The sequence below is a fragment of the Bariatricus sp. HCP28S3_D3 genome, from assembly GCF_052065755.1.
Lineage (GTDB): Bacteria > Bacillota > Clostridia > Lachnospirales > Lachnospiraceae > Allocoprococcus.
Genome location: NZ_JBQHTK010000001.1, coordinates 25,813 through 43,228 on the forward strand (window position 1 = coordinate 25,813; position 17,416 = coordinate 43,228).

The window sequence follows — 17,416 nt, forward strand, 5'->3', positions numbered from 1 at the left end:
TTATCTTGTTTTCACCCACGAACTTTCTGTGAATTTTTTTAATATCTCTTGTGTCTTTTCCAGAAACATATTAGAATAAAAACACTGGAGGAGGTGTTAATATGAATGAAGAAACCAAAAAGATCCAGAATGATAATGCAGAAATATTTGACAACGATTTTGAAGTAACCTGTGACGGTGATTTTCCTGATCTACCTTCGGACCTTGGAAATGATGCCTATAAAGATGTACTATCAAAGTTATCCGAACTGGATGATGAAGAGAGTATCGATTACCTGGAAGTAAATAAAACAAGAACCCTCCCATTTTCGAAAACGGTTCAGGATTACATGAAATCAGACAGCAAGACTTCCGATCCAGATCAGACATCGAAAAACAGCTCTGCCGGAAAACATTTTCTCAGCAACGAGTGGTTGTATGCCACTGTTTTTGTCGTTGTCCTTATCATTTTAGCTGCTCTTGCTTACATGATCCGCTGATGCAAAAGACAGAAAGTGCCATCTCTTTACCGGAGATTTCACTTTCATTTTAGATTATTTATTAGAAACGTCTATCAGAATTGAATAAGATTTATCTCCTTTGATTGGAATTCGTGATGCATCTTTTTATATTACAACTATAGCACAAAATGCTCCGTATTGGAGCATTTTGACATATTTCGATACTATACTACAAAAAAAGAGTTTTTTCGATACACGCTATCCCTTAAACCGATATCCAACTCCGACTTCTGTCAGAATAAACTGCGGATTTGTCGGCTCTTTCTCAATCTTTCTTCTCAGAGCCGCCATAAACACCCTGAGATTTCCTGACTCAACTCCTTGACTGCTTCCCCATATCTCACTCAGAATATACCGGTGTGTCAGAACCTTTCCCCGGTTTTCGATCAGAAGATTCAGGATCTTATATTCCAATGGCGTCAAATGCACTTCATCACCGTCAATCATGACCAGATGCTTTTCCCTATCCACCGTCAGGTAATCACATACAAAAACAGGATCAGTTTCTTCCTGCTGCTGAACAGAACTTTTTCGAAGGCCAACCCGAATTCTCGCCATCAGCTCTCCCATATAAAATGGCTTTGTCACATAATCATCTGCCCCCATATCCAGTGCCTCAATCTTCTGCTGTTCTTCCTGACGGGCACTGACCACAATAATTGGAATCTGTGAGATCTCCCGGACTGCTTTCAGTACATCCATGCCGTCTCCATCCGGAAGTCCCAGATCAAGAATAACCATATCCGGACGATTTGCATAAAAAAGACTGATTGCCTCCTCAACCGTCTTGGCGATATAAAAGCCATAATTTTCTTTCTTTAGACTCATTGAAATAAAATTAATGATGTATTTATCATCCTCAACGAGTAAAATATGTCGTTTATCTTCCATCCGTATTCACCTGCTCTGCATTCAGCCAGAACACAAAACGTGCTCCGCCTTCCTTTCGGTTTTCTGCGTAAATTTCCCCTCCGTGTGCTTCAATAACAGCACGACAAATAGCAAGCCCGAGACCGATGCCGCGTTTACCATCTTCTCTGCCTGCTCCCTGTGTAATAAATTCGTCGAAAATATTTGGTAGTATTTCTTCCGAAATTCCCTCTCCTTCATCCTCGACAGCAAAAAACATTTTTTCTTTTTCATAGGAAACCGTGATCCAAATCCGGTCTCCCTCAACTGTATGCTTCATGGCGTTGTCAAGAAGATTAATGATCACCTGTACCATCATCCTTCCATCCATAGAGGCCACGACCAGTTCATCTGGCAGTTTTACTTCAAACTGCCTCTTATCACGCAGGCCGATGACATGCGTTGCCGCCTCATAAATGATGTCATCCACTACTTCCGGCTGTTTTGTGATAAAGGACTGACCGCTCTCAATCTTAGTCATACTCAGGATATTCTCCATCGTCTTCATAAGCCAGACTGCCTGCTCCTGTATCTCTCCCGCCAGTTCCTTTCTCATACCGGCATCCATTTCTTCCGCCTCAACCAAAAGTCCGGCATCCCCCAGAATGCCGGTAAGTGGTGTTCTGAAATCGTGTGAAATACTTCGAAGCATACTGCTCTTCAGCCGTTCTCGCTCCATCTGCGCTTTTGTGTCTTCTGTGATCTTCATCTGTTTTCTGAAGCGCACCGTTAGAGTCGATGATATAAATGCCGCCACCAGAAAGAAGACCATCAACACAACATCATTCTGATTCATAATCGCAAATGTATGTACAGGAATCGTAAAGAAATAATTGAACATCAATACACTAAGAACTGCAGCCAGTGCACCATAAAAATACCCGGTCGTACAGACTGTGACCAGAAGCACACCCACAATGTAGATCATGAGTACATTTTCTTTTCCGATTCCCGCTTCTGCAAGCACGATAGAAAATCCTGTAGCAAGCAGCAGGATTCCGATAGATCGCCCTGCATACTTTATTACTTCTTTTTTTCTATTCATGCTTACTATTTTCCCATACTGGCAAGTAACCTGTCAATATCTTTTGTAAGTCCGACCACCATTAAATGGTCATCTGCTTTCATAATGTAATCTGTTCTCGGCAATACAACCAGTTCACTTCCCGCACGAATACCGAAAATATTAACATGATATTTAGCCCGAATATTCGCTTCACCTATGGTATGTCCGATCCACTCTTTTTTAGGCTGAATCTCAAATATTGAATAATCCTTACTGAGTTCAAAATAATCAAACACATGATTTGCACTGTATTTTACTGCCAGACGTTCTGCAATATCGCGGTCCGGATAAAACACCTCGTCCGCTCCGTTTCGTAGCAGGAATTTAGCATGAATATCCCGGTTTGCTTTACTGACCACATGTTTCGCCCCCAGCTCTTTCACCAGGCTGGTAATCTCCAGACTACTCTGAAAATTAGAACCGATACATACAAAGCAAATATCAAAATTCCCGACTCCCAGACTTCTTAAAACCTCTTCATTTGTACAATCTCCCACTTTTACCGATGTCGCTATGGAAAGAAGATCCTCTGTCTTTGCCTCATCCCGATCAATAATCATTACTTCATTACCAAGTTTTACCATATCCGCACACAGATGATGGCCAAATCTTCCCAATCCGATAATCAAAACCGATTTCATATTCCCTTCTCCTTTTCCCCATTATCCAATCGTAATCTGTTCCACCGGAAGTTTCACCGGTGCATCATGTTTATGTCCTCTCAGTGACAGTGCAAATGTCAGACTGCCGATTCTTCCGCAGAACATCAGAAAAATAAGTACCAGTCTGGAACTCTGGCACACCCCTCTGGTAATACCGGTCGACATTCCTACGGTTCCAATTGCCGAAAGCACTTCAAACAGTGCCTCTGAAAAAGCAAATACCGGCTGTCTCGCCATAATATACGTCACTGCTATGATTGAAAGAAACAAATTAGTACAAAGAACGACACTGGCTTTGCGGATCGCCCCATCATCCAATCGTCTGTTAAAAACATTACATCCTGATTCCTGACGGAGATTTGCCCGAACAAACACCAACAGTACCACAAGGGTCGATGTCTTGATTCCGCCTGCTGTGGATCCCGGACTTCCTCCGATAAACATCAGCACCATCGTCACAAACCTGCTTCCTTCGGTCAACGCCCCCGTATCTGTTGTATTAAATCCGGCAGTACGCGCTGTGATCGAATTAAAAAAAGAACACCAGATCTGTTCTCCCAAGGGAATCCCGCTCAATACATTATGACGCTCCATTATGAAAAACAATACTGCGCCTGTCAAAATCAAAGCGACTGTTGTAGAAATTACAATTTTTGTATGTAAACGAAATCGTTTCCACTCAAACTTATGGACTGACAAATCATCCCATACAAAGAATCCGATTCCTCCGACTACGATCAGTGTCATAACCGTTAGGTTGACAAGCCAGTCGCCTGAGTATCTGGTCAGAGAATTATATGCTCCCGTGCACCCCATCAGATCAAATCCGGCATTACAAAACGCCGAAACCGAATGAAAGATTCCATACCAGATTCCACGCCAGACCCCAAATTCCGGCACAAAACGAATCATAAGGATGAGTGCTCCGGCTATTTCAAAAAATGCAGTTCCTTTGATTATTTTCTTGGCAAGCTTAACGATTCCTCCAATCTGCAGGCTGTTGATACTTTCCTGCAAGATTCCCCTTGTTCTCAACCCGATCTTTCTCCGGAGCAGAATCGCCATATAAACACCCAATGTCATAAATCCCATACCACCAATCTGGATCAGGATAAGGATGATCACTTGTCCGAAAAGCGACCAGTGCTGCCAGGTATCAACCACCACAAGCCCTGTCACACATGCAGCAGAGGTCGATGTAAACAGTGAGTCCGCAAATGATGTCCATACTGCATCCCGCGAAGAAACCGGGAGCATCAACAAAATGCTCCCAGCCAGAATAATCAACATATATCCAAACACAATCATCTGTGTCTGCGTCAACTTTTTATAAAAAAACTTCATTGTATTTCTTCCCCTTGCGTATTCTCTTTCTCTTTCAGCGTATCAAGAAATGAATCCAGCTTTTTCATCAGACGCATTCCAAAAAAGAAAAGAAATCCTGCCAGCAGAAGAACCACAGCAACAGCAATTACCGGAAACATACTCTCACCGCCCCAACTTCACTCACTTATAACCAGTATTTCCCGAATAACAGGTTACATACATGATACACTGCCATGTGTTAAGATTGTGAAAAGATTCTTCGGAATGCGTTAATTTTATGTTGGTAATCATTCTATATTGCATTAAGACAATCTGTATTTTCATCCACAGCAACAGCCTTGACTAGCCTTTTTATTAATCGTATAATAAAATTCAAGAACCAGTAAAACAGAAGGGACGAAATACTATGAGAGCTTATGAAAGATTTTTAACCTACGCTGCGATCCGCACACCCAGTGATGAAAACAGCACAACTTCTCCTTCCAGCAAATGTCAGTTTGAGCTGGCAGATCTGTTGAAAGATGAAATGCTTGCAATCGGCATTGCGGATGCCCACGTAACTGAATACTGCTATGTTTACGGCACGATTCCCGCGACACCGGGTCTGGAGAGCAAACCTAAGATCGGCTTTATTGCACATATGGATACTGTTTCCGATTACTGTGATCACGATATCAAACCGATTGTACATGAAAACTATTACGGAGGTGATCTGGCGCTCGGGACCAGCGGACGTACGCTGTCTGTTAAAGATTTTCCTCATTTACCTTCGCTGAAAGGTCGCACCCTGATCACAACAGACGGCACAACCGTACTTGGCGCGGATGACAAAGCGGGCATTGCAGAGATTATGACCATGGCTGAGCGCCTGATCAAAGAAAATATTCCTCACGGAACCATCTGTATCGCATTTACCCCCGATGAGGAAGTCGGTGCCGGAACTGCACATTTTGATGTAGAAAAATTCGGAGCCGATTTTGCCTACACACTGGACGGAGATTCCGAAGGCGAGATTCAATATGAAAATTTCAATGCATGCAAAGCCGATTTTGAAATCACCGGTTTTGGCGTCCATCCCGGATCCAGCAAGGACACCATGATCAATGCATGCCTTGTTGCCATGGAGATCAACCAGATGCTTCCAGGATGCGAAACCCCGCGCGGAACAGAAGATTACGAGGGCTTCTTCCATCTTACAAACATGTCCGGTGATGTTACGAGCGCAGAACTTCATTACATTATTCGCGATCACGATAAGGACTACTTTGAGATGCGCAAAAATACCCTTCGTCTGATCGAGAAGGATCTGAACGCCAAATGGGGCGAGGGAACCGTCAAACTGACCATTACCGAACAGTATAAAAATATGTCCGAAATCATTGCAGGCTGCATGCACTTAATTGAAAATGCAAAACAAGCATGTGTAAATGCGAATGTTGCCCCGCAGATTCTCCCGATCCGGGGCGGCACAGACGGCTGCCAGCTCAGCTTCAAAGGCCTGCCGTGCCCGAACCTTGGAACCGGCGGTCATGCATATCACGGACCATATGAGCACATTACCGTAGAAGGTATGGATCAAGCGACCGACATTGTATTAGAACTTGTTAAGATTTATGCAAAATAGGAACAGCGAAAACGCGCCATCATCGGCGCGTTTTTCTTAATATATATTCCTTAACGTATTTCCATTTCGTTCTGCCATTCCCTGATCTGTCCGAGAATAATATTCATCAGTTTCGTCCGCGCTTCCACACTGGCCCATGCCACATGCGGCGTGATCAGAAGCTTCCGGCTGTCCTTGATCTTGAGAAGCGGATTATTTTCACTCATCGGTTCTTTGCAGAGCACATCCAGTCCTGCCGCAGCAATCTCCTCATTTTCCAGAGCATCGCACAAATCCTGTTCCCTCACGATCGGCCCACGCCCCAGATTCAGAAAAATGCTGCTCTTTTTCATCTTCCGGAATGCCTCTGCATCCATAAGCCCCTCCGTATATTCATTTAAAGGCGCATGTACTGAAACAATATCCGATTCCCCAAGAAGCGTTTCAAAATCAACCTGATGATAGCCTTCCTGAGGAGCGGCACCGGAAGGTGAACAATAGATAACCCTCGCCCCGAAGGCCTCCGCGATCCCGGCCACTCTTCTTCCGATATTTCCCAGACCGATGATTCCCCACGTCTTTCCCGAAATCTCATGGAAATGCTCCGCAAAATGTGTAAAGATCGTGTCATTCACATAGCGTTCTTCCTTCACGTAATCGTCGTAATACCGCATCTTTTCCAGCAGATAAAGAAGCATCGCAAATGTATGCTGCGCCACCGTCTCCGTAGAATATCCGGCCACATTTCTCCAGGCTATTCCTCGCTTTTCCAGGTACTCCTTATCCAGATTATTGGTTCCTGTCGCTGTCACGCAGACCAGTTTCAATTTCTCAGCTTCACCGATGGTCTGCTCATTGATCTGCACTTTGTTCAGAATGATCACATCCGCATCCCGAACCCGGTCAGGCACCTCTTCCGATTTAGTAAAACCATATTTTACAACTTCACCCAATGCATCATAACTGGATAAATCAATGTCATCTCCTATTGTTTTTACGTCCAGAAATACGATTTTCATATTCAAGTTTCCTCCTGCAATCTTTCTTTATCCTGTTACTATACTTATTATAGTAACACATTTTCCTGTCGGAAGTGTTGACATTTTCACATTTTTGATTGTATAATTGAGTCAATAAGAGCATTTGCGGATTATATTTTCCCTCTGGGGTCATGATATAATTTGCAGATGTTTTTTTTGGTTATAATCTAAATATACCTCGGAATATTCCCTTCATTCCAGGTGTTTGCATAGGAGGAATTGTCATGAATAAAAAGAAAAACATGAATCTCGCCATTGATATTCTGGTGGATATCGTCGGAGGTATTTTGATCGCAATCGGGGTTTATAATTTCGCCGCTGCCGCCAAATTTCCCATGGTAGGTTTCAACGGGATCGCACTGATCTTCTATCATCTTTTCGGCTGGCCGATCGGTACAACTGCTTTGCTGCTCAACATCCCTGTTGCCTTATTTACCTTCCGTATCCTGGGACGAAGTTTTTTCCTTCGTTCGGTTCGTACTATTTTTATTACTTCATTTATTATCGATGCTATTGCGCCCCTGTTTCCGATCTACACCGGTGACCGGCTTCTGGCAGCCATCTGCTGTGGTGTCCTTTCCGGACTGGGCTACGCCATGATCTACATGCGGGACTCTTCCACCGGTGGCTCTGACTTCATTACGATGTCCATCCGGGTACTGAATCCTCACCTGACGATCGGCAACATTACATTCGCCATGGACGCATTCATCGTACTTCTGGGAACCGTTCTCGTATCCAGAGACATGGACAGCCTGATCTACGGTGTAATCGTGAGTTACCTGATGTCTATCGTTGTAGATAAGACCATGTATGGTATCGACCGTGGAAAAGTTACTCTGATCGTAACCGAACACGGCCCGGAAGTGTGCGCGAAAATCGATGAAATCCTTGGCCGCGGCTCCACGATCCTCAAGGGAATCGGAAGCTATTCCAAACATCAAAAAGATGTGGTCATGTGCGCATGCAATAATAAACAAATGTACGGGATTCGTAAGCTCGTAAAAGAAATTGATAAAAAGGCATTTCTGGTGATCATGGAATCAAATGAAGTGGTGGGGGAAGGATTTAAGGAAGAGTAGGTAAAATTGGAATGGGGTGGAAGATCTGGGGTCCGCGGCAAAGAGAGGGGGCAATCGCTGCGACGTTCCGGCGCCTGCGACTCCATGTGCCAATCTGTAAGGAAAACCGGCAGTCGGGGGACGCCCCTCCTGCCGGTTTTTCTAACATCTTGGCTCATGTATTCTCCGGTCGCTTCCACTTAACCTCCGCGATTGCCCCCTCTCTTTGCCGCTCCCTCAAACGTTCCACACATTCGCAATTTTATGCGGCTGCGCGCCGCAAGGGCGCTTAGCGCATGTTCTGGACGGGAATGAGTTCCTATAGTCTGAATGAATCATTCAACCTAGTACACCGAAAAATAATCTTGAACCCTCCCCCCACCTAAGATAAGAGTAGCGTTATGAGGGAGTAACGTACAAACGCTCAACCTACTTCCGTCTTGAGTGAGCGCCGTCGAAACGAGGTTCGGGGGTGGGATGCGGAGGTTAAGCGGAGGGGTCCGTCAGAATTCATGCCAAAAAAATAGAGTCTGAGGCAGGAGACCCATTGGTCGACTGTCTCAGACTCTTAGATTTTTGTGCATGAAGTCGAAGGCCCCGAAGCCTCGGAGCATCCCCCCCGAACCTCATTTCGACGGTGCGGACTTTCCCACTTCGTTTCGACGGCGCTCACTCCCCTACGACATTAAATCCTCTGTAATAGACTTCAGATTCAGGAAGTTTGTCAAATAATCGCTTGTTCCTGTCTTAGCATCGGTTCCGGACATGTTAAATCCTCCGAATGGATGCTGAAGTACGACTGCTGCCGTAGATTTTCTGTTGAAGTACAGGTTTCCTACCTGGAACTGTACTTTTGCTTTCATGATATTTTCGCGGGTTTCGCTGTATACGGAACCTGTCAGACCATATTCAGTCTGGTTTGCGATGTCGAGTGCTTCGTCGAAAGAATCCACTTTGATCACTGCAAGTACAGGTCCGAAGATTTCTTCGTTTGCAATCCTTGCATCTCTCTTAATGTCACGTACAACAGTCGGATCGATGTAGTATCCTTCTGCGTCACTGTATGTACCACCGAATACGATGTTTCCTTCTCCGCGTGCCACTTCAATGTAGCCTTTGATTCTGTCGAAGGAAGCCTGGTTGATAACCGGTCCCATCGGAGCATTGCTTCTTCCGGAAGCCTGAGCTTCTTTGAGTGCTTTTGCTTCTTCTACTACTGCATCAACGAGTTCATCGTATACATCGCTCATGACGATTGCTCTTGAGCATGCAGAACATTTCTGTCCCTGGAAAGAGAATGCTGCGTTTGCGATTCCCTTTGCGGCTTTCTTGATATTTGCTGTTGAATCAACGATGATTGCGTTCTTTCCGCCCATCTCGGCAACGACACGTTTGATCCATTTCTGTCCTTCGGAAATCTTTGCCGCATGTTCGTTGATACGGCATCCTACTGCTTTAGATCCGGTGAAATTGATAAATCTGGTCAGCGGATGTTCTACAATGTAATCTCCGATCTCAGATCCTGATCCGGGGATATAGTTCACAACGCCTGCCGGAATTCCTGCTTTTTCGCAAAGCTCGATAAACTTGTAAGCAACGATCGGTGTGTCGGAAGACGGCTTACATACGATCGTATTACCTGTCACAACTGCCGCCGCAACCATACCCCCGAGAAGTGATAACGGGAAGTTCCACGGCGGAACAGCCACACCGACACCGATCGGGATGTAGATACATTTTGTATATTCATCGGTCGGTACAAGTTCCAGACCTTTATCCAGTTCTGCCATATGCATTACATAAGAATTAATGAAATCAAGCTGTTCACAGAGCTCTCCGTCAGCTTCGCCCCAGTTCTTTCCACTTTCTTCCACATTCCATGCGTCAATGATGAAACGGTTCTCATCCAATAATACAGCAAGTCTTCTCAGGCAGCGGATTCTCTCTTCTACCGGAGTCACACTCCATGTCTTAAACGCTTCGTTCGCTGCAAGAATCGCTTTTTCTGCAAGCTCCTGGCTGCAGGAACATGCGTATCCAAGCACTTCTTTCGTTGCAGGAGATAAAGAAGTAATCTTCTTCTCTGTCTCAATTCTTTCTCCACCGATGATCAGCGGATATACACTGCCCTTTTCAGCATCAATCTGCTGAAATGCCTCTTCCATTTTCTTTTTATTTTCTTCAAGTGAGAAATCTAATTCTGCGGCATTCTTAAATCCTTTCAGCATTCTTTCATACCTCCTGATTGTATACTATTATACAAATCATTGTAGCAATAAATATTTCTCGCGTCAATCAAATATATTATGAAATTATTCTGAAATATGTTCAAAAATGAATTTTTTCAGAATGATGATTGCTTTTCAGAGGTCAAAAATCCTATAAGCATTACGAGCGCGCCGCCGACAATTGCGAGATCTGCAAGATTGAACGTGATATCCGTCAGTTTTTTATGTGGTGTCCTGATTGCCAGATAATCGACCACATACCGTCTTTTCACGCGGTCGTATGTGTTGCTTACTGCCCCTCCGAGCATCAGCGCAACACCCGCTTTTTCCATCCGGCATCCCGGTTTCTTGAGCAGAAATGCCTGCCAGAGCATCATGATTCCCAGAGCAAAAACAGATGCGAGCTGAACGAACAGCGGATAACGCTCCAGACGATTCATGATCATTCCTTTGTTATGAACCTTCCGGAGTATCCCTCTTTTCTGCAGAATATTCCGTTCTTCATTTGACTTTACATGTTTTTCTATATACTGTTTCACCCCCAGGTCCACCCCTGCAACAGTCACGATAATAAGAAAACACAAGACTGCCATGCTCTACTCTCCTTTGATACGTGAAATAGTTCGATTCAATTCCTGAATCTTTTCTTCCCGTTTTTCGATTTCTTCACAAAAAGAAAGATATTCTTCTCCAACTTCTTCTGCATTTTTAAAATGCTCATACACCTTTTTCCCGATATCCGCAAAATCCCGGCTGTTCTCACGTTTCAGCGAATAGATATCTCCTTTCAGCTTCTGGATCTCCAGAGTATCCTCCGCTTTCTTTCCAAATTCATCAACCGTGTCGGAAATACGCTTTCCTAAAGTACTAAAAAAATCATCCATCTTTTGTTCTCCTTTCCCGATTTTCAATTCATCTAAAATCTCCGTATCTGTTCAAAGGTATGATACAGATTCAATGTTCCGTATCCCCATTCTCTGTTCGGATACGTTCTTCCTTCCTCGCGGTCTGCTCCAAGGATCAAAAGGTTCCTGATCTGCATGGAATCCGGTATTTCTCCGATTCTCACAAGCCATTCCATCAGAAGTGCCTCCACACCGGCGGTGATGCCGACCGCCACGCTGGAACCGGACCGCAGTGAGATCTGTCCTCTCAGATTCACTCCCGGCACACGGATTCCCGGTGCCGCAAAATCAGGTTTTACCCGTTCAAGTCTAGTATATCCTCTTCCCGAACTGACCGCAACACCATTCTCATTTCCATTATAGTATGCCACAGTCGCCACAGAAACCGCATCTCCCGGTGATGTGATCGTATAATCCGGATTGGAGCGAAGAAAGAACACTTCGCCTTCCAGAAATTCCTCCACCGGAAGCCAGATGTGAAAACGTCCGTCACCTGCCTGAACTGCCTCGATTCGAATCCTCCAAATTCCGGTCAGAGGCTGTTCAAATTGCAGGAAAATCAATTCAGAATTCGTATTTTCTGCCAAAATACGGTAGCTTACATTCAGTCTCGTCTTCTCAAACACAAAATTGTAACTTCCAATCCCGCTTCTGACCGGTATCCGCCCACTCTGATCCCCGGTTGGAGAAAGAATCGTGACCGCCAGAATATTGGGAATCTCCGTCCATATCTCCATGACGAATCCGCGTACTCCCTCTCCCACACTGACTTCTACATCTTCTGCCCGTTCATCGCTCAGAGTCCCCAGAAAATGATGCCGTTTATCCGCCTCATTTCCACCTCCCGTCACGATAGCCGTCAAAGAAGCGCTTGAAAGCACTTCCAGATAAGATGCAAGTGGTGTGGCACCACTGTGTCCTCCCAGATTGGTTCCGAGCGGAATGCAAAGGATCAGTGGCTGCCGCCTGCCTGCGGCAAGCATTCTGAGATAATAGACCGCCGCCATAATATCGTTCTCCTGATAGCACGGCGCATCGGAATGAATAAAATAAAATTCCCGCAAATACTGCTTGGCCTCTTTTAATTTCACCACTGCAATATCCGCTTCCGGAGCCATCCCCATAAATACATTTTCTGCATCGGCACTGCCGCACGCCACACTGGCCACAAAGGTGCCGTGTCCATTTGTATCCATTGTCGGAACGATTTCCAGCGGATGTTCTGACCGAAGTGCTTCATCGATCATATCCCTCGTATATTCACTGCCGTATGGGAGATATTCCGGCAATTTTCCGCTTTGTATCGTCTGATCCCAGATTGCAATGATTCTCGTCGAACCGTCCAGATTACGGAACACCATATCCTCATAGCGGATTCCGGTATCAATAAATCCGATCAGAACCCCTTCACCATACAGTTCCAGCCCCGGAAGGCTCTGCACCCGTGACACGCCCACCTGTTCCAGCACTTCCATATCCAGAAGCGTATAGCACTTGGGGATAGAATAATAAGGGAAACGGTAAAGGGATCTTCCGTTTTCTCCTTCATTTTCCAGAAATGCAATCTGGAACGTATATTCAAGCGGAATCCGGCAGAGGTCCTCCTCAGAGAATTCTTCCCGGAATCCCTTACTCCCGCTGAGAATGAAATCTCTGTAATCCTCCGACAGCACCCGCCTTCTGCAGATTTCCCGATCCGGCATATAACAATACCTCATATACTTTTTTCAAAATATATGAGGTATGATTCTCAGATATGCCGCAGAATATTCTGCCGATTATTGCGTTACTCTACGCCTGTGACTCCAGAAGAGGCACCTCCTGACCACGCAGCCGGATGATCGGCCCGCCCGTTCCTTCTATGTATGCCTGTGTGATCGTCACCTGGCCGATGCTGTCATCCTTCGGAATCTCATACATGATGTCCAGCATAAATTCTTCAATGATCGCCCTCAGCGCCCTGGCTCCTGTATCCTTCTTCATTGCCTTTCTTGCAATAGCATGAAGCGAATCTTCATCAAAATCCAGCTTCACCTCATCCAGCGCGAGCAGCTTCTGATATTGTTTCAGAATGGCATTTTTCGGTTCTTTCAGAATTTTCACCAGCATTTCTTCATTAAGTCCCTGAAGCGTGAACACAATCGGAAGACGTCCCAGAAATTCCGGGATCATGCCGAAATTCCGCAGATCATCCGTCGTCACCTTTTCCAGAATAGTCTTATCCTGGTCATATTTGTCTTTCAAGTCCGCCCCGAATCCGATTGAAGAATTCTTCGTCAAGCGTTCTTTAATAATCTTCTCAAGATCCGGGAATGCCCCTCCGCAGATGAATAAAATATTCTTTGTATTCACCGTAGTCAGCGGTACCATGGCATTTTTACTGTTTGCCCCGACCGGGACTTCGACCTCACTGCCTTCCAGGAGTTTCAGCATTCCCTGCTGTACAGATTCTCCGCTGACATCCCTCTGGCTGGTATTCTTCTTTTTCGCGATTTTATCAATCTCATCAATGAAAATAATTCCCTGTTCCGCCTTATCCACATCATTGTCCGCTGCCGCGAGAAGCTTGGATACCACGCTCTCAATATCATCTCCGATATATCCCGCTTCAGTCAGCGAAGTCGCATCGGTGATCGCAAGCGGCACATCCAGCAGCTTTGCCAGTGTTTTGACCAGATAGGTTTTCCCGGAACCGGTCGGTCCGATCATCAGCATGTTGGATTTTTCAATCTCAATCTCGTCCATGGTATCCGTCGCAACCCGTTTGTAGTGATTGTAAACTGCAACCGAGATTGCTTTCTTTGCATGCTCTTGTCCGACCACATATTCATCCAGTTTTGCTTTGATCTTATGGGGAGCCGGAATATCCCGGATGTTCAGGATCGGTTCCCGCTTCTCCTCCGGCTTTTTCTTTTTCACTTTCTGCTGCTTCGGCATCTGATTTTCCAAATCGCCGAATCCCATCATCGGTCCTCCCGGCATATTCATAAACTGCGTATAATCGAAGCCACTGTTGTTCATCGCATCAAAGCTCTTCTGCATACAGTCTGCACAGACACAGATATTCGTCGGCAGATCGATCATTTTCCCGGCAACACTCTCAGGACGGCGGCAGATAAAACAATACCTTTCGTATCCGTCGTTCTTCTTTTTATTATCATTCGAACCAGAAGCCTGTTCCAGGTTGTTCTTATTCAAATCATCATGTTCTGACATTTTCTTGTCCTCCTTTGCTTCTGACGTCGTCTTACAGTCCTGCAAGCTTCATGAATTCTTCTTCCGAAATGATCGGAACTTTCAGCTCCCTCGCTTTTTTATTCTTGGAAGATGTCGAATTCACATCATTGTTGATCAGATAATTTGTCTTTCCTGTTACCGAACCGGTAACCTTCCCGCCCCTCTGTTCAATCAGTTCCTTCACTTCATTTCTATTTGCAAAGTGATTCACACTTCCGGTGATTACAAAATTCATTCCGGCAAACTGCTGTTCTTCATTTCTTGGTTCTTCCTGGATCTTCAACTCCTGCATAAGTTCCAGAAACGCCTGTTTCTTCTCTTCCGATGAAAAATACTCCGTAAACGCCTTCGCGATCACAGGCCCCACACCCGCAATCTCAGAAAGTTCCTCTTCTGTCGCATTCATCAGTTTTGTGACATCGTAGTCCGATTCCCGGCAGATCAGTTTCGCATTCGCAAGTCCTACTCCCGCGATCCCCAATGAGTAGATCACCTTAGGAAGCGTTGTTTCCCTTGCTTTTTCGATACTCTGTATCAGATTCGCGTAGGATTTTTCTCCCAATCCCTCCATCGACTGAATCTCTTCCTGATACCGGTCCAGATGGAAAATATCCGTATATTTATGAATGAACCCTCTGGCGATGAATTTCTCCAGTGTCGCCTCGGAAAGTCCTTCTACATTCAGTGCGTCCCTGCTTGTAAGAAGTGCAAACGCTTTGATCCGTTTTGCCTGACATTCCGGATTCGTGCAATAAAGTGACTTGGCATCATTCATCTGCCGTACCCTCGTCTCTCCTCCACAGACCGGACAAGTCCGTGGGATTTCGATCCTGCCGCTCCTCGTCAGGTTCCGTGCAATCTGCGGAATGATCATATTGGCCTTGTACACTTCGATCGTATCTCCGATTCCCAGCTCCAGTTCCTCCATAATGCTCAAATTATGGACACTGGCCCGGCTTACCGTGGTTCCTTCCAGTTCCACCGGTTCAAAGATCGCAACCGGGTTGATCAGCCCTGTTCTCGACGGGCTCCACTCGATTTCAAGCAGATGGGTCTCTTTGATCTCATCCGCCCATTTGAATGCAAAGGAATCCCTCGGGAACTTCGCTGTTCTTCCCAGAGACTGTCCATATGCAATGTCATCATATACCAGAACCAGACCATCCGATGGAAAATCATTTTCTTTGATTTTCTCTGCAAAATAAGCCACTCTTTCTTCCAGTTCGTCCGCAGTCACCGGATAGTGTTCTACCACTTCAAATCCCTGATCCGCCAGCCAGTCAAGCTGGTATGCTCTGGAATTATGGAAATCCACTCCCTCGGCTTTCACCAGCGTAAATGCGTAAAACTTCACATTTCTCTTAGCTGTAATCTCATTATTAAGCTGTCTCACTGAACCACTGCAGAGATTCCTCGGATTCTTATATTTCGCATCCACATCTTCAATTGTCTCATTGATCCTTTCAAAATCCCGGTAGCCGATTACAGCCTCCCCTCTCAGGATCAATTCCCCCTTATAGGAAATATGAAGCGGGATATTTTTAAAGACACGGGCATTGTTGGTAATAACCTCTCCGATCTCTCCATTTCCCCGGGTAACTGCTTTATAAAGTGTTCCGCCGCGATAGGTCAGAACAATCGTCAACCCGTCCATCTTCCAGGAGATCACCGCTTTCTGGTTTCCCACAAATTCCTTCAGTCTGGAGACCTCTTTTGTCTTGTCCAGTGAAAGCATCGGTGACTCGTGGCGTTCTTTCGGGAGCTCACTGAGCACCTCATATCCCACATGGATCGTCGGACTGGAAGCAAGCACGATGCCCAGTTCTTCTTCCAGGCCTTTCAGCTCATCATACAGTGCATCATATTCAAAATTGCTCATGATTTCGCGGGATTCCTGATAATACGCTTTCCCTGCCCGATTCAGCAGTTCTACCAATTCCTGCATTCTTTTCTTTTTATCCATCTATTCTATCCTCCTGGTGCACCGTCACATTGGATGAGTTTCTGATCTGTTCATAGAGTTCATTCAGCTCCTGATCCGTCACCTTACGATACTGACCGGGTTTTAAGTCTCCCAGCTCAATATTCATGACACGGGTTCGGATCAGTTCTTTCACTTCGTATCCCAGCGCTTCGCACATCCTCCGGATCTGCCGGTTCAGGCCCTGGGTCAGGATAATCCGGAATTTATACTTTCCAATCTTGTCCACCACGCAAGGTCTTGTCACCGTATCCAGGATCGGGACTCCAGAGGCCATCTTTCTCAAAAACTCCTCCGTCACCGGCTTATTCACCGTAACCTTATATTCCTTTTCATGATGATTTCCCGCACGCATCATCTTATTGATGATATCGCCGTTATTGGTCATCAGGAGCAGACCCTCCGAATCCTTATCCAATCTTCCGACGTAGGTGATTCGGATGGGATAGTTCAAAAAACGGACGATACTGTCTCTCTCTCTTCGCTCCTCCGTGCATACGATACCTCGCGGCTTATTGACGGCCAGAACGACCATTTCTTCCTGACGGGAGATGACCTTCTTCCCGATTCTCACTTCCTGTCCCTTCATCACCTTCGTACCCGGAACCGCTCTTTTCCCGTCTACGGTCACACGCCCCTGTTCTATCAGCTTGTCCGCTTCTCTTCTGGAACATACGCCGGATTCACTCAAGTATTTATTCAGGCGCACAGCACCTGCATTTTCCCTGTTCTTAAATTGCTGTTCAATCTTATTTGTCACTTTTAACCCCATTTTCTGACCCAGGAGGTCATACAAATACTTACGGATCGGTGTACCTTTCGTGCTCCCGAAACCTTAGCATTCTCATTGTACTGTCTTTATTAAGAAAAGTCAATTGATGCATTTCCCATTCCGGTA

At 45.4% G+C, this 17,416-nt stretch carries 16 protein-coding genes; 3 read left to right on the plus strand and 13 right to left on the minus strand.

The annotated features are described in order from the left end of the window. The first annotated feature begins 101 nt into the window (after window positions 1-101). Window positions 102-479, plus strand: a complete 378-nt coding sequence (locus ACTNB3_RS00110; protein ID WP_441023989.1) for a hypothetical protein — start codon at window positions 102-104, stop codon at window positions 477-479. A 219-nt stretch (window positions 480-698) separates the two neighbouring features. Here ACTNB3_RS00110 and ACTNB3_RS00115 read toward each other — a convergent pair whose 3' ends face one another. From ACTNB3_RS00115 to ACTNB3_RS00135, 5 genes are read right to left on the minus strand one after another with little or no spacing between them, the layout of a single operon-like run. Continuing rightward, window positions 699-1,391 carry a response regulator gene (locus ACTNB3_RS00115; RefSeq protein WP_427806812.1) on the minus strand — a complete coding sequence of 231 codons (693 nt, stop codon included), beginning with the start codon at window positions 1,389-1,391 and terminating at the stop codon, window positions 699-701. Next, entirely contained in the window at window positions 1,381-2,454 is a 1,074-nt protein-coding gene (locus tag ACTNB3_RS00120) for a sensor histidine kinase (RefSeq protein ID WP_441023992.1), read from the minus strand. The genes ACTNB3_RS00115 and ACTNB3_RS00120 overlap by 11 nt, the downstream gene beginning before the upstream one ends. 5 nt (window positions 2,455-2,459) lie before the next feature. After that, entirely contained in the window at window positions 2,460-3,116 is a 657-nt protein-coding gene (locus tag ACTNB3_RS00125; protein WP_427806810.1) for a potassium channel family protein, read from the minus strand. Window positions 3,117-3,137: 21 nt separating this feature from the next. Beyond that, the gene (locus ACTNB3_RS00130) at window positions 3,138-4,481 is read right to left on the minus strand and encodes a TrkH family potassium uptake protein (RefSeq protein ID WP_427806808.1); all 1,344 of its coding nucleotides are present in this window, start codon (window positions 4,479-4,481) and stop codon (window positions 3,138-3,140) included. Then, window positions 4,478-4,621: a hypothetical protein gene (locus ACTNB3_RS00135; protein WP_441023994.1), complete on the minus strand. Its 144-nt coding sequence runs from the start codon at window positions 4,619-4,621 to the stop codon at window positions 4,478-4,480. The genes ACTNB3_RS00130 and ACTNB3_RS00135 overlap by 4 nt, the downstream gene beginning before the upstream one ends. 248 nt (window positions 4,622-4,869) lie before the next feature. On the opposite strand from ACTNB3_RS00135, the gene pepT reads away from it, so the two are divergent. Further along, a complete protein-coding gene (gene pepT / locus ACTNB3_RS00140) occupies window positions 4,870-6,087 on the plus strand; it encodes a peptidase T (protein ID WP_441023996.1) in 1,218 nt (405 codons plus the stop codon). 50 nt (window positions 6,088-6,137) lie between these two features. On the opposite strand, the gene ACTNB3_RS00145 is transcribed toward pepT, so the two are convergent. Further along, window positions 6,138-7,085 carry a D-2-hydroxyacid dehydrogenase gene (locus tag ACTNB3_RS00145; RefSeq protein WP_427806805.1) on the minus strand — a complete coding sequence of 316 codons (948 nt, stop codon included), beginning with the start codon at window positions 7,083-7,085 and terminating at the stop codon, window positions 6,138-6,140. A 245-nt stretch (window positions 7,086-7,330) separates the two neighbouring features. Between ACTNB3_RS00145 and ACTNB3_RS00150 the strand changes: the two genes are divergently transcribed. Continuing rightward, window positions 7,331-8,188, plus strand: coding sequence for a YitT family protein (locus tag ACTNB3_RS00150; RefSeq protein WP_427806804.1), 858 nt, complete (start codon window positions 7,331-7,333; stop codon window positions 8,186-8,188). Between the two features lie 656 nt (window positions 8,189-8,844). Here the strand turns inward: ACTNB3_RS00150 and ACTNB3_RS00155 are convergent. From ACTNB3_RS00155 to rluF, 7 genes are all read right to left on the minus strand, one after another. Beyond that, a complete protein-coding gene (locus tag ACTNB3_RS00155; protein WP_427806803.1) occupies window positions 8,845-10,395 on the minus strand; it encodes an L-glutamate gamma-semialdehyde dehydrogenase in 1,551 nt (516 codons plus the stop codon). 116 nt (window positions 10,396-10,511) lie between these two features. After that, window positions 10,512-10,988 carry a signal peptidase II gene (locus ACTNB3_RS00160; RefSeq protein WP_441017877.1) on the minus strand — a complete coding sequence of 159 codons (477 nt, stop codon included), beginning with the start codon at window positions 10,986-10,988 and terminating at the stop codon, window positions 10,512-10,514. Between the two features lie 3 nt (window positions 10,989-10,991). Next, window positions 10,992-11,279, minus strand: coding sequence for a hypothetical protein (locus tag ACTNB3_RS00165; RefSeq protein WP_427820303.1), 288 nt, complete (start codon window positions 11,277-11,279; stop codon window positions 10,992-10,994). A gap of 32 nt (window positions 11,280-11,311) precedes the next feature. Then, window positions 11,312-13,003, minus strand: coding sequence for a S8 family peptidase (locus tag ACTNB3_RS00170; protein WP_441023998.1), 1,692 nt, complete (start codon window positions 13,001-13,003; stop codon window positions 11,312-11,314). Window positions 13,004-13,091: 88 nt separating this feature from the next. Continuing rightward, window positions 13,092-14,516 carry an ATP-dependent Clp protease ATP-binding subunit ClpX gene (clpX, locus tag ACTNB3_RS00175; protein ID WP_441024000.1) on the minus strand — a complete coding sequence of 475 codons (1,425 nt, stop codon included), beginning with the start codon at window positions 14,514-14,516 and terminating at the stop codon, window positions 13,092-13,094. A 31-nt stretch (window positions 14,517-14,547) separates the two neighbouring features. After that, the gene (ligA, locus tag ACTNB3_RS00180; RefSeq protein WP_441024002.1) at window positions 14,548-16,500 is read right to left on the minus strand and encodes an NAD-dependent DNA ligase LigA; all 1,953 of its coding nucleotides are present in this window, start codon (window positions 16,498-16,500) and stop codon (window positions 14,548-14,550) included. Then, window positions 16,493-17,278, minus strand: a complete 786-nt coding sequence (rluF, locus tag ACTNB3_RS00185) for a 23S rRNA pseudouridine(2604) synthase RluF (RefSeq protein ID WP_441024004.1) — start codon at window positions 17,276-17,278, stop codon at window positions 16,493-16,495. The genes ligA and rluF overlap by 8 nt, the downstream gene beginning before the upstream one ends. Window positions 17,279-17,416: the final 138 nt, after the last annotated feature.

Excerpts from the sequence above, each read along its gene's own strand:
- ACTNB3_RS00125 (WP_427806810.1), bottom strand. The coding sequence starts at position 3,116 with ATGAAATCGGTTTTGATTATCGGATTGGGAAGATTTGGCCATCATCTG.
- ACTNB3_RS00115 (WP_427806812.1), bottom strand. The coding sequence starts at position 1,391 with ATGGAAGATAAACGACATATTTTACTCGTTGAGGATGATAAATACATC.
- ACTNB3_RS00165 (WP_427820303.1), bottom strand. The coding sequence starts at position 11,279 with ATGGATGATTTTTTTAGTACTTTAGGAAAGCGTATTTCCGACACGGTT.
- ACTNB3_RS00120 (WP_441023992.1), bottom strand. The coding sequence starts at position 2,454 with ATGAATAGAAAAAAAGAAGTAATAAAGTATGCAGGGCGATCTATCGGA.
- ACTNB3_RS00145 (WP_427806805.1), bottom strand. The coding sequence starts at position 7,085 with ATGAAAATCGTATTTCTGGACGTAAAAACAATAGGAGATGACATTGAT.
- ACTNB3_RS00135 (WP_441023994.1), bottom strand. The coding sequence starts at position 4,621 with ATGTTTCCGGTAATTGCTGTTGCTGTGGTTCTTCTGCTGGCAGGATTT.
- ACTNB3_RS00160 (WP_441017877.1), bottom strand. The coding sequence starts at position 10,988 with ATGGCAGTCTTGTGTTTTCTTATTATCGTGACTGTTGCAGGGGTGGAC.
- ACTNB3_RS00155 (WP_427806803.1), bottom strand. The coding sequence starts at position 10,395 with ATGCTGAAAGGATTTAAGAATGCCGCAGAATTAGATTTCTCACTTGAA.
- ACTNB3_RS00150 (WP_427806804.1), top strand. The coding sequence starts at position 7,331 with ATGAATAAAAAGAAAAACATGAATCTCGCCATTGATATTCTGGTGGAT.
- ACTNB3_RS00130 (WP_427806808.1), bottom strand. The coding sequence starts at position 4,481 with ATGAAGTTTTTTTATAAAAAGTTGACGCAGACACAGATGATTGTGTTT.
- pepT (WP_441023996.1), top strand. The coding sequence starts at position 4,870 with ATGAGAGCTTATGAAAGATTTTTAACCTACGCTGCGATCCGCACACCC.
- ACTNB3_RS00170 (WP_441023998.1), bottom strand. The coding sequence starts at position 13,003 with ATGCCGGATCGGGAAATCTGCAGAAGGCGGGTGCTGTCGGAGGATTAC.
- ACTNB3_RS00110 (WP_441023989.1), top strand. The coding sequence starts at position 102 with ATGAATGAAGAAACCAAAAAGATCCAGAATGATAATGCAGAAATATTT.
- ligA (WP_441024002.1), bottom strand. The coding sequence starts at position 16,500 with ATGGATAAAAAGAAAAGAATGCAGGAATTGGTAGAACTGCTGAATCGG.
- clpX (WP_441024000.1), bottom strand. The coding sequence starts at position 14,516 with ATGTCAGAACATGATGATTTGAATAAGAACAACCTGGAACAGGCTTCT.